The 13,326-nt window shown below is 30.9% G+C and carries 11 protein-coding genes; 4 read left to right on the top strand and 7 right to left on the bottom strand.

Annotated elements, in window-relative coordinates; genetic code table 11:
- Positions 1-79: 79 nt before the first annotated feature.
- From PYW44_RS02230 to PYW44_RS02215, 4 genes are all read right to left on the bottom strand, one after another.
- Positions 80-736: an NAD(P)H-dependent oxidoreductase gene (locus PYW44_RS02230; RefSeq protein ID WP_002511530.1), complete on the bottom strand. Its 657-nt coding sequence runs from the start codon at positions 734-736 to the stop codon at positions 80-82.
- A 281-nt stretch (positions 737-1,017) separates the two neighbouring features.
- On the bottom strand, positions 1,018-1,824 hold the full coding sequence (locus tag PYW44_RS02225; RefSeq protein WP_021338596.1) for a Cof-type HAD-IIB family hydrolase: 807 nt from the start codon (positions 1,822-1,824) through the stop codon (positions 1,018-1,020).
- A gap of 327 nt (positions 1,825-2,151) precedes the next feature.
- Complete coding sequence (locus tag PYW44_RS02220) at positions 2,152-3,690, bottom strand: sodium:solute symporter family protein (protein WP_064783431.1); 1,539 nt, start codon at positions 3,688-3,690, stop codon at positions 2,152-2,154.
- Positions 3,691-3,715: 25 nt separating this feature from the next.
- Entirely contained in the window at positions 3,716-4,597 is an 882-nt protein-coding gene (locus tag PYW44_RS02215; RefSeq protein ID WP_002506684.1) for an N-acetylneuraminate lyase, read from the bottom strand.
- A gap of 262 nt (positions 4,598-4,859) precedes the next feature.
- Here PYW44_RS02215 and PYW44_RS02210 point away from each other — a divergent pair, with 262 nt between their 5' ends.
- Entirely contained in the window at positions 4,860-5,732 is an 873-nt protein-coding gene (locus PYW44_RS02210) for an ROK family protein (RefSeq protein WP_021338598.1), read from the top strand.
- A 104-nt stretch (positions 5,733-5,836) separates the two neighbouring features.
- On the opposite strand, the gene PYW44_RS02205 is transcribed toward PYW44_RS02210, so the two are convergent.
- Positions 5,837-6,634, bottom strand: coding sequence for a MurR/RpiR family transcriptional regulator (locus tag PYW44_RS02205; RefSeq protein ID WP_002506682.1), 798 nt, complete (start codon positions 6,632-6,634; stop codon positions 5,837-5,839).
- Positions 6,635-6,799: 165 nt separating this feature from the next.
- Here PYW44_RS02205 and PYW44_RS02200 point away from each other — a divergent pair, with 165 nt between their 5' ends.
- Positions 6,800-7,468: an N-acetylmannosamine-6-phosphate 2-epimerase gene (locus PYW44_RS02200; protein ID WP_021338599.1), complete on the top strand. Its 669-nt coding sequence runs from the start codon at positions 6,800-6,802 to the stop codon at positions 7,466-7,468.
- A 124-nt stretch (positions 7,469-7,592) separates the two neighbouring features.
- Here the strand turns inward: PYW44_RS02200 and srtA are convergent, their stop codons facing one another.
- Positions 7,593-8,192 (bottom strand): class A sortase SrtA, encoded by a 600-nt coding sequence (srtA, locus tag PYW44_RS02195; protein ID WP_021338600.1) that lies wholly within the window; start codon positions 8,190-8,192, stop codon positions 7,593-7,595.
- Between the two features lie 236 nt (positions 8,193-8,428).
- Here srtA and PYW44_RS02190 point away from each other — a divergent pair, with 236 nt between their 5' ends.
- Positions 8,429-8,932, top strand: coding sequence for a GNAT family N-acetyltransferase (locus tag PYW44_RS02190; RefSeq protein ID WP_021338601.1), 504 nt, complete (start codon positions 8,429-8,431; stop codon positions 8,930-8,932).
- Between the two features lie 223 nt (positions 8,933-9,155).
- Here the strand turns inward: PYW44_RS02190 and PYW44_RS02185 are convergent, their stop codons facing one another.
- Positions 9,156-9,830 (bottom strand): haloacid dehalogenase type II, encoded by a 675-nt coding sequence (locus PYW44_RS02185; RefSeq protein ID WP_021338602.1) that lies wholly within the window; start codon positions 9,828-9,830, stop codon positions 9,156-9,158.
- A gap of 1,440 nt (positions 9,831-11,270) precedes the next feature.
- Here PYW44_RS02185 and PYW44_RS02180 point away from each other — a divergent pair.
- Positions 11,271-13,241: a helix-turn-helix domain-containing protein gene (locus PYW44_RS02180; protein ID WP_226957252.1), complete on the top strand. Its 1,971-nt coding sequence runs from the start codon at positions 11,271-11,273 to the stop codon at positions 13,239-13,241.
- The last annotated feature ends 85 nt before the right edge of the window (positions 13,242-13,326 follow it).

Genomic DNA, 13,326 nt, shown 5'->3' with positions numbered 1-13,326 from the left:
TATATAAAGAAACCTCCAAAGCTTCTACAAAAAGTAGGTAGTTTGGAGGTTTTGTTTATTATACAAATTCAAATATTTATTATAACCATTCTACAACATCTGCTTGAGGCTGGCGTACTTTGTCTTTAGATTCTGTTTCTCTATAACCAAAAGCTGCCATTACGGAAGGTGCAAAGTGTTCTGTATCTGCAATACCTTCTTCAGCTAAGAATTGAGTGACTGCATCCAAATCAAAACCTTCTATAGGACAAGAATCAATGTTTAACAATGCTGCACTCGTCATCATATTTCCAAGTGCAATATATGTTTGTTTCTTAGCCCATTCTAACAATGTTTGTTCAGTGTCATTAATATGAAAACTCGTTTGGAAATTTTCGAATTTTTCTTCTGTTGCTGGAATACTTTCTTCACTATACTTTTTAATATCACGTATCATATGTTGAACGAATGGTGATTTCGCTGTAACATTTTTGCGTGCTAAGATTAAGACAAAATGACTTGCTGTATCTAGCTGGCCTTTTGCACCCCAACTGATTTCTTTCAATTTGCTTCTAATCTCACTATTTTGAATCACAACAAATTTCCATGGCTCTAATCCGAGTGAGCTTGGTGAAAGTCTGCCCGCCTCTAAAATAGTATTAAAATCACTGTCTTCTATTTTTTTACTTGCGTCAAAACGTTTCGTTGCATGTCTAAAATTAAACGCATCTAAGATCGTTTGTTGCATTTGTGTCATAACCTGAGTAACCTACCTTTCAAATCAATTATATATATATCAGTATAGCTACTTTCTAATTCTTATTGAAATAATATGTTTATATAATTGCGACGGCTAATATAAGCGATTAAGACTGTATCCTAGGCAAGCGAGTATGAAGTTTATATAGCACTATCTAAATTATATCTGTAAAAAAGAAACAAAAAACTGCCAACAAAGTTACGATTTTGTCGACAGTTTAAGCGTAAGGCACATAAATACAGCAAAGTTAAAGATTTCTGTCCCGCTTTCCTATATATTTAATTCAGTGCGCTTAATACTTTTTCTTCAATTACAGTTAACACGCCTTGTTCATCATTCGTAGGTGCAATGTGATTTGCTACTTCAAATAATGTTTTATCTTCACTATTTTTCATAACATAACTATGTGTTGCAAGCTCTAACATATCTAAGTCATTATTGGCGTCACCAAATGCCATCAAGCTATCAGGACTTAATTCCCATTTCTTTAATAAACGATGCAATGCCTGGCCTTTAGTCATTCCAGGTATAATAAGATCGATACTGTCTCGACCACTTGATACAAGCTTTAAATCTTCAGTAAAGTTTTCACTTAAGTCTTCATCTAGTGTTGGGTGTGATTTTCTATCAATATTCAATGCTATTTTCACATATTCATCATCTGGTAAATCTTGAAATGACTCAATTTCTTTTAATTGACGATAATAAAAATGCGCTTCTTTTTTAAACGCTTCTGTATTATCTTTTAGTATATAGGCACTACGTAATCCACAAACAATCAGATTATCAATGCCACGCTCAATGTTTAAATAGTCAATTACTTTTTGATAAAAGCTTCTATCAAATGCTTCATAGTCATATAAAGTATCCCCTTCATATATAACTGCACCATTTTCAGCTACAAACAACATATCACGTTGTCCGAAAATAGATTTTAATTTAGCATATTGGTTACCACTTGCTGCAATAAACTTAATGTCATGTGCTTTGAGCTGTTGAAAAATTTGTTCAAATCTTTTTTCATCATAACCTTTTTTGGAATCTAAAAATGTTCCATCCATATCAACCGCAATTGCTTTTATCATAATATCCCCTCAAATCTTCCTATTTATGTATATCTTTACATTATATCGACTATACAGTGTGATTCAAAGTAAATTCATCATATATTGTAATTTAATTATTAATATTAAACGCTCACTATCTTATTAAAAAAATCATTTTTAAGTAATTTAATTTTATATTTTTTCCTATAGCTTAAATAATGGAAAATAAATACAAAAATTGCCGAAAAATTTAATACTTTTTCGACAGTCTATATACTTCCAACGTACTGATTTTTGCTTTTATTTCAAGCTATATTATGTCTTTAACAGTTATTTTAATTAAGTTAAGTAGTTGTATGATGCTGCTTAACTTTTATGTTTTTTAACATGCACTTTAGAAATATAATTAGATTTTTCTTTAATGTCATAAATCGTTAAGCCTTTAATATCTTTCTTCTCATCTGGGACAATAATACTCACAATATAAGAGAAGATAAAAGCAACTACAAATGAAATAATTGAAACAAAGAATGGTGAGTTTCCTCCACCTACGCCATTAAAGATATAAGCAATAATGATTCCCAAAATTAGTCCTACAATTACGCCAAATGTATTTGTACGTTTTGTAAATATACCAACTGCAAATACACCTGCTAATGGTACGCCTACAAGGCCTGTAACTAATAAGAATAAATCCCATAAATCATTGGAATCTGCTGCAATAAGATAGAGCGACATTCCAAAACCAAATAAACCAGCTAAAATAATCATCCATCTTGCAAAAGCGACTTCGCTTTTTTCTTCACCTTTGCCGAAAAATCTATGTTTAATATCAACAGATAAACAAGCAGAAATTGAATTTAAGCTTGATGAAATCGTTGACTGTGCGGCTGCAAAAATAGCAGCAATTAATATTCCAGCAACAAACGGCGGCATTTCAGTAAGTATAAAATACGGTACGATTGATGACGTATTAAAGCCTTCTGGTAAAGTACTTTCATGGCTATAGAATGAATAAAGCATTGTACCCATACCATAAAATAATGGTGCAGAAATTAACGCTAAAGCACCATTCATCCACAATGCTTTTTTCGTTTCTTTCATTGAATCTGACGCTTGGTAACGTTGTACCACGTCTTGACTCGCAGTATATTGATGTAAATTATTAAATATATTACCTAAGAAAATAATAGGAATTGCTGCAGCTGCCGAATTTAATTTCCAGTTATCTACACTAATAATTTTCTTATTTTCCATTGCATCTGATATAAGTGTGCCCATACCATCTTGTAAGTGTGATACACCTAGTATGATAATTGCTGCGGCACCGCCTAATAAGATGACCCCTTGAATAAAGTCACTCCATACTACACCTTCAAAGCCCCCTAAGAAGGTATATAAGATACAAAGTATCCCAACGAGACTCGCAACCACATAAGGATTCATATCAGATACTGCTGTGATTGCCAATGTAGGTAAATAAATTACAATTGCAACTCTACCTATATGAAATAACACAAACAGTAATGAACCTATGACACGGACACTCGGCCCAAATCGTGCTTCTAAATACTCGTATGCAGAAGTAACATTTAACTTTTTGAAAAACGGTACATAAAAATAAATTAACAGTGGAATAATAGCTACAATTGCAATATTACCAGCAATATAAGACCAGTCAGTTAGAAATGCTTTTTCTGGCGTAGACATAAACGTGATCGCACTTAAAGTGGTTGCATAAATAGAAAAACCTACTGCCCAAGACGGCAAACGTCCACTTGCTGTGAAGAAGCTATCTGTATTTTGACTTGCGCGTTTGGTAAAGTATGCACCAATTAATAACATAATCAATAAATAAGCGATAACTGCTACCCAGTTCCATGTACCAAAACCTACCTGTTGCATTTACTTCATCCCCTTGTGTGATGTTTTATAAATTATAGTTTTTGATTAATGTTTCCAATTTACTTCTATTACTTTCATCAAATGGTTTGAATGGGCGCTTAGGTTGGCCACCATCAATACCACGCGTTGCTAGAATTTCTTTTAATGTTGAATAGATACCCATGGATAATACATTTTCAATAATGTCATTTGTATCGTGTTGAATTTGATAAGCTTCATCAATTTCACCATTTTGAGCTTTTTCAAAAATTTGTCTAGCGCGCTTACCATTCACATTATAAGTTGAGCCAATTGCGCCATCTACCCCAGATATTGCAGCTTGGACTAACATTTCATCAAAGCCAGAAAGAATTAATTTGTTTGGATATGCTTTACGTATACGCTCGAGCAAGAAGAAGTTTGGTGCAGTGTATTTCACACCGATTACTTTTTCATGTTCAAAAAGTTCGCCAAATTGCTCTATTGATATATTCACACCTGTTAAATCAGGAATAGCATATATAATGAGATTGTTTTGAGTTGCTTCAATTAATTCAAAATAATAATCCTTAATTTCTTCAAATGAGAAAGGATAGTAAAATGGCGTAACTGCTGAAATTGCATCATAGCCCAATTCTGTAGCATATTTCCCCAATTCAATCGCTTCATTTAAATCTAAAGAACCGACTTGTGCAATCATCTTCACGTCATCATTTACTGCTTCTTTAGCAAGTTTGAAGATTTGTTTTTTCTGTTCTTTATTTATTAAAAAGTTTTCTCCAGAACTACCATTTACATATAATCCGTCTAAACCTTCTGTTTCAATTGCATTTTTAGCAATCTGTTTTAATCCTTCTTCTTTCACTTGACCTTGTTCATCAAACGGTACTAACAACGCTGCATATAAACCTTTTAAGTTCTCTTCCATGTGATAACCCTCCATCTATTTTTCTTAAGTTATTATTATAAAAAATGTATATAACCTTTTATGATCTATATATCATCTTCCATAGATTTCTATTTACATCTCAAATTGTAAACGCTACCATAAATAGTGGCAATAGCTTTTTGAAAAGTTTCATCATTTATTATGATATTTTATGAAAATAATTTTCAGATGTAGTTATAACTACACATTTAAATACAAAGATGATACATATAATAAGAAGATGTTACAGGAGGCATGGCATATGGAAAATTATAAAGTCGCAATTGATATCGGAGGAACAGCAATTAAGGCGGCTGTTTTAGACGAAGATTTAAGTTTTATAGATTATCACAAAGTTTCTACACCGGACAATATTAATCATCTTATCGTTGATACTGTATACGCATTAGTTGAACGTTTTCAAAAAGAATACAATCTTAATCCCTTACAAGTAGGCATATCTAGTGCTGGTGTTGTTGATGAAGAAAATGGCATCGTTGTCTACACTGGACCAACAATACCTAATTATAATGGCACAAATTTTCACCATTTACTAGCACCACTGAATGCACAAGTTCAAGTCTTTAATGATGTGAATGCCGCCTTACTCGGTGAACTTAGTCTTCACCAATATGAAGTGGATAATATATTTTGTCTTACACTAGGTACTGGGATTGGCGGCGCTTTTTATAACGATACGTTACAGTTATACAATGGAGAACGTAATAGAGCAAATGAAATAGGTTATTTATTATATAACGCGGAAGAGAATAAGACATTTGAACAACGCGCCTCAACTTCAGCACTAAAATCTTTAATGTTATCTCGTGCGTTTCCCTATGAAGAGGATGTACCTAAACTATTTGAATTAGCTGAGCAAGGGGACACGTTGGCACTATCTATTCTTAATCAATGGAGTCAAGCTGTTGCCGAAGGTATTGCACAAATTCAAATCATCTATGATCCTGGTTTAATTCTTATCGGTGGTGGTATATCTTCCCAAGATCAGCAATTACTCAAATATATCACACCAAAAATAGAAAGGTTCTTACCTCCACAATATGGTCATGCAGCCATACAAACTACACGTACACAAAATCATGCTTCACTGTTTGGTGCAATTTCTAAATTTTAAAAATAACCTGTGAAATCCTGCGTTTCTTTAATTTGAACAACTATATGTCATTCAGTAAATATGAGAAAAGTCACGCACTCCATTTCGCAGGTTATCTGTTGTTATCATTCATTTAAAATCACTTTTTTAGTTTGTTGATAAACATTATTCATATATTTATCATCTAACAATAAATAACTGACAATATCTATTAAGAAAAGCGTCGCTATTTGTGTATTAATAAATTGTGTATCATTAATTCTAGATTGATCCGTTGTAATTAATACTAAATCTGCGCATTGCGTTAAAAGACTTCCTTCATAATTTGTAATGACTACCACATAAGCACCTCGTTCATGTGCAATTTCTGCAGCAGCAATTAACTCTGTAGTCTCACCGCTATTTGAAATAGCTACAAAAGTATCCGAAGCTGTTAATAATGACGCAAATATTTTCATTTGATGCGCATCTGTAGAAACGCTCCCCTTCAGTCCCATACGCATCATGCGATAGTAAAATTCAGTTGCAGATAAACCTGAACTACCGAGCCCAGCATAAATAATTTGACGGCTACGATTAATTTGATTTACAAAACTCTGAATTTTTTCATCAGATATAAACTCTCCTGTTTGTTGAATAATATCTTGATGATACTTATGGATACGTTGAATCAGGGGGCTGTTCTCAATAACTCTGTCCGTCATTTCTTGTTGTAAATTAAATTTCAAATCTTGAAAGTTGTCATAATTCAATTTATTACTAAAGCGTGTAATGGTCGCTGGTGATGTTTTAATAGCATACGCTAGCGAATTAATTGTGGAAAATGTATCATCAAAATCATTATTTTGAATGTAATCAACAATTTGTTTATCAGTTTTTGTAAATAAATGATGATAACGTTGAATACGATTTTCAAATTTCATAAAATTCACCCTTTCAAAATAAATAATAATTAAAGTATATATGAAAATGTTTTTCATAACAATGAAAACTATTGATTGTTATTTTCTTGATGTTATATTAAAATTACTAAGTCGATACAAATTAATTTTTATATTAAATCTACTAAAGTTATGGAGTGTAATATTATGTTACCACAAGGATTAATTGTTTCATGCCAAGCTTTACCTGATGAGCCTTTACACTCATCATTTATCATGTCAAAAATGGCTCTAGCTGCATACGAAGGTGGCGCAGTTGGCATTAGAGCAAATTCTAAAGAAGATATCATTGCTATCAAAAAAGAAGTTAACCTACCAATCATTGGTATCGTTAAACGTGATTACGATAATTCAGACGTTTTCATTACAGCAACAAGTCAAGAAATTGATGAATTAATTGAAAGTAAATGTGAAGTAATTGCCTTAGATGCTACAAAACAACAACGTCCTAAAGAATCATTACAAGAACTTGTTTCATATATACGACAAGCAGCACCAAATGTTGAGATTATGGCTGATATTTCAACGCTTGAAGAAGCGCAATACGCGGACGAATTAGGTTTCGATTATGTAGGCACTACATTACGTGGCTATACCTCTTATACTAAAGGACATATTTTATATGAAAATAATTTCCAATTTCTTAAAGATGTTTTAGCAAATGTTAATGCTAAAGTTATTGCTGAAGGTAATGTCATCACCCCTGAAATGTTCAAAGCAGTTACTGAACTCGGTGTGCATTGTACTGTCGTTGGCGGAGCAATTACGCGTCCAAAAGAAATAACAAAACGTTTTATCGACGTTATCGATCAATAATATAAAAGACCGTTATCAAGCGATTATTACAAGCTCATGCTTGCCGTTAAACTACACTCTTGTTCAATCACAGTAGTTTAATACAATCGTCTCGATACGGTCTTTTTTCAATTACTAATATCATTTAAGTCGCTTCAGCTACAAATATTTTACGGTCTTCCCACTCACCTGTTTGTTCATTATAGTTATCACAAGTAATTAAAGTTAATTGCTGTTTATCTAATTGTTGTTCTTCTAGAACTTCAACATCTTCAGGCTTCACGTCAAATATTTTAGTGATTTTATATGTTTTTTCCTCATTACCAGTTTTAAAATAGACACTGCTTCCTTTTTTTGCTTTTGGCAAGTTAGAAAATTGATAGGTCGATGAACCTGTGAACGTATGACCAGCAATTGCAATGTTTTGATCTTCTAATGACTCATCTGCTTCAGCAAAACTCACACCTCTTTCAAGTTGAGCTGGTGTCGCTGGTCCAGGATAAACTGGTGTTTTTATATCTGCATCTGGCACGGATATATAGCCTGCCATTTCTGATTTATCATTTGGTATTTCAACATGCTTTTGTTGGTTCTTGTTATGTTGTTTATCGAAAGTTTCAACTTTTTCCTCGTTCTCTTTCTCAGTAAAATAATTATCAATATGTGGCTTGGCAAAGATATAAATAGCTGCCAATATAAGCAATACTCCAATAAGTGAAATGAGTCGGCTCCCCCATTTTTTCATGCTTTATAACTCCTTTATTAGCTTTAATTATTATAGAATTCTACATAAGTATAGCACAACGCATAATAGGCTATACATTCTTTTCTTAAGGTATTGTCTATTATATAATCTAAGATGTTAACTTTCATAACAATAAATTGCGTATTCATCATATTAGGTGTTAAATATAAATAAATGATTTTCTAACTACACTTATGAATTATTTTCACAAAAACTCACTGAAAGGATGATATATTATGATACGTAACGCAGTTCAATCCGACTTACCTAATATATTAGACATCTATAACGATGCTATACTCAATACTACAGCAGTTTATACATATAATCCCCAAACCCTAGAATCACGAGAAGCTTGGTTCGAAAAAAAGGCCGACAATAATGAACCTATCATCGTATATGAAGAGCAAGGAGAAGCAATCGGTTTTGCTACTTATGGTTCATTTCGAGATTGGCCTGCCTATCAATACTCAATTGAACATTCTATTTACGTTAATAAACACCATAGAGGTAAAGGTATTGCTTCTCAATTACTCTCAGAAATCATTGAACAGGCACACAGCAATGGCTATAAAACATTAGTTGCTGGTATTGATGCTACAAATGATTATAGTATTTATTTACATAAAAAATTTAACTTTACGCATTCAGGTACCATACATAAGGTAGGTTATAAATTTGATAAGTGGCTTGATTTAGCCTTTTATCAATTAGATTTAAGTACTATACCATTGAAATAAGACTATACACTTCAAATATTTGTCTTCGACAACGTCATATACGAAATTTAACATATCGATTTTGATTGAAAAGTTACAGTAATTTAGGCCGACTCCTGACTAGTTAAAAAGGCATAAGCTAAAGACTACAGACATTTTTTGCCTGCATAAAAATATGTCGACAAAGTCGTGAACTTTGTCGACACTCTGAACAGCCCTAAAATTTAGGGCTGTTTTATTATATTTATTTATTCATTTCTAACCACTTTGCCATTTCATTTAAATTATTCACTGTAATGGTCGGCGACTGTCCATTATCATCATATTGTTCTCCTTTACGGTTTACCCATACGGTATCAAAACCAAAATTAGCTGCTCCCGTTACATCCCAAGAGTTTGAAGACACAAACAAAATATCTTCTCTAGTCATTTTATAATATTCTAATATTAACGCATAGCTCGCAGGACTTGGCTTATATTGCTTAATCTCATCTACACTAATCACAGTATTTATATAGTCACTGATTTTTGAATTGTCGACTAACGGCATTAACATACTATCATTGCCATTAGAAAGTATACCAATATCGAAACCTTTTCCATTCAAACTAGAAAGTACACGTGGAATTTCATTAAAATAATTTAAATCTAAAAAGGCATCAAATAATTGATTTATGTCGTCCCTATTATACTGAATTTTATGTTCATCCAGTACATAGCGTAAAGCATCTTTAGTTAAATCATCAAATGGAATATAGCGCTGCATAATTTGTCTTAAAAACATATGGTTTAATTGCGTTTTTCGCCATAGTTTTGAAATTGATGCTGCTAATTCATCATCAAATTGAGTCATATCATTTTCTAAGGATGACATATCAAAGATTGTTCCATACACATCAAAGATAATAGCTTTATACATATTGAACCTCCCCTTCTTGATAAAACTAAACTACTTACTCTTTAGCACAATATTGGCATGTTAAACAGTTTTGACCTAAGATTTAAACTTAATTTATTAAATTCTTGCTTTTTCTTATGCAACATTTATATTGTTCGCTATAACTTGACTGCTTATCACTTTTATAAAGTTTTGGTAAATTTATACATATTACTATTACTTTTTGTTTAATCGGTTATAGAGAAATAAGAGAGGAGCTTGGTGACTATGAAAAAAATACTTTTGTCTGATATATTAAATCTTTTTGTTATAGCTTTAATCTACATGGTCTTTATCACGTTAATACTGTTCTCCCTTGATTTGTTTGAAATCCAAACAACTGGCTCCATATTTTTGGAAAAACTTAGCTCTATAACCATCTTTCAAATCTTCAGAAATACTTTATTTAATGGCTTATTTACTTTGTTTTTATTTATTACCTGTTCAATTTTAATTTTCAAATCTATAGACTTATATGCTAACCAAAAATGATTCTACTAAAAATTATTTCTCTCTCATTATTAAGTGCTAACTTATGTTAATTTCAAGAAAGTTAAGCCATTTTAACAAACCTACTTTGCATTGTGCAAGTTTTTATTATTTATGCATTTTATATTGTAAGACTACATTGTTAGTTATATAATATTTATAGAGAATGTGTTTGCGTTTTATATAAAGGCCCATCATCGTGCCGTTTATTATCATAGTTATATTCCATTCCCAGAATTAAACTTTATGCACCCGTTTTAATAAAGCGTATCAACATGATTCTCAGCAAATGAGCATATACTTCAATATGGCCCATTGCAAGAGATCTAAAATCACTTTCAGGCTGTGGTTTTAGATCTTCTTGTATTGTTCACTGTTCCCTTTATTATCCTTCTAAATAAATCATAAGGTTAGCACGTCATCCTTATTTTTAAGTGCAACAAACTCCTTCTTTTTCATTATTTACTACTTTCTCTCACTTTAATTTAAAACAGAAGTATTTGTATCATCATTTTTATGTTTATTGCATATATTTAGCTTATGTTTAAAAATTATATACAAATCCATTTATTTGTAACTAACCTCAAATTTTCACGTTCTAAATGAAGTATCTTATTTATTAATTTAAAGCCCAATAAATTTAATGAATTCCAATTCTCCATTAAGAAATCATTTGTCTGAACGACTAATTATTTCTTTAAGATATCCATTTATTAATCTTGTTTGATATTCGAACATTTTTTCATGTCACAGTTGTACAATAACGTTATTACTATAAAGCAATCGGTTTATATTTAGGCAAAGGTGATATTTGTGATAAGTTCTTTATCTATTAGAAGTCATTACACAACTGAATTAACACGCTGTATAAATAAGGTTATTATACTTCTTCCGTTAGGTAAGCCATGTAAAATTAATTTGAATGGCTCAATTATGACGATAGAAAATGGCGTTATAATTAACAATGCTGATTTATATCAAATGATTGATGTTCAAGATCTTCTTGAACTAGATATCCCATTACCTTTATTTATTGAAAAAGATGCATGTTTATCGCATTCATTTTTTGACTTTAATCAAATACGTTATGTAGAGCAATTCAAAAATTTAATTTTACAAAAGCTCCAAAATAATGCTCAAGACAAAAATGTAATGAATTACTATATTTCTAATATAATCGAGTTTTTACTAAAAGAAGCAAAAGTGACATTACAATATAATTATTTACCACCTCTATACACAAAGCACCCACTAGTTTATCGCCTAACACAATATATCCATAAAAATATCTATGACACTTTAACTACTAAGCAAGTATCCAAAACATTTTTCATTTCACAATCCTATATCTCTATTTTATTCTCAAAAATATTAACTATGAATTTCAAACAATATATAAGTTCATTGAAAATTGCTTTATCAGTCTTTGATTTAATACAGGATAGTAAAGCGATTCACGATGTAGCAACAAAATATAAGTTCATGAATGTGAGTACTTATTCAAAACATTTCAAACATTATATTGGTGTACCTCCTAAAAGGTATATTTATCAATTTAGAAAAGGGTATTTCAACGATCCTTATCAAATAGCAATCAACGAACCTAATTTATCCAAATATTTTTCGGATATTCATTATTATTCTCGCAATCAAACAGAAATACCATATACTTTAAATCTAGCTGACCTATCTTTTAATCAACGCTTCCATGATACTTTTATGGTTATTCGGATAGATAATTTACAAGACTTATTAAAATTTAATTACAATGCTATACAAAATAATATTTATTCCAACTTCTCTAAAGTAAACTTTTTAATTAAAAATACAGACTTTGTGTACTTAAATGATTTAGATACTCAACAGTTATTTGAAACAATTAAATATTTAATTACTCAAGGATATGATTTAACATTTAAAATTACAACTTTAAATTTAATGCAAACATTTGATTATCATGTACTTAAAGTATTGAAAGAAACGCTTAATACTAAAAATTGCTTAGAGCAAATAACTCTATTATTTGAACTTGAAATCAGTTCTATTAAAGATATGCAATGCCTCATCAAAAGATTAAATCACCAATTTCCTTTGTTAAAAACAGGAATCGTTATAGATTCTTTTATTGAATATGGTCATAACCTCACTCACATCATTAAGAAAATTAATGCATTACAAGTAGATTATTTTTACATTAACCATGACTTGATTACATTTGGAAACTTAATTTCAAAAAAATCAACTTATTCTAAATCAGAAAATACTTTAAAACAAAATATAGCGCTGTTCCTTCATAAAATGGGGATAAAACATTCAAAAAAATTAATTTTCGCTAAAATAACCCACAATGCATTAAAAGCTTATTTCAATAATGAGACTGATGCTACCCATATATTATTGTCTGAATTATTGATTGAACTAAATCAATACATCGCTGGCTTTGGCTATGCCTATTATACAGATGATAAAGAGCACTTTATGCTTATCAATCACCATCAAAGCGTAATGCCTATCGTTCATGTTTATAGTTTATTAAAGCCTTTTCTCAATAATCAAGTTGCATTGCTTTCTTATGGAATAATAGCTAAAACAAAAAACCATTATCATTTTTTATTGTTTAATAATCAAAGCAATCAGACTCATAAATACGTAGAGGTCAATATTAACCATAATTTCTCCAACGATTTCCCTGTATTTACGCGTCTACTTAACCGTGACCATGGTATGGTTTCACAATTGGTACCTCACAAGCTCAACCAGAAATATATTAATCCTGCAATACTGAAACAAATAAATAATACCAACTATCCATTAGCAAAATTAAATATGCATGCTCATAAAGAACCTATGGTATTAACAGTTTCTAATTCTTCACTTTTGTATTTCATGATTCCCATAAAATAATTATATTGTAAAAAAAATGACTGTTAGATTTCCGTAGAATTCTAACAGTCATCTATTAAATTTTGAGTTTAAGCTTAAACGTCTT

Source organism: Staphylococcus equorum, assembly GCF_029024965.1.
Lineage (GTDB): Bacteria > Bacillota > Bacilli > Staphylococcales > Staphylococcaceae > Staphylococcus > Staphylococcus equorum.
The sequence above is the reverse complement of the archived record's forward strand: the minus strand, read 5'-3'. Positions and strand labels throughout refer to the sequence as shown.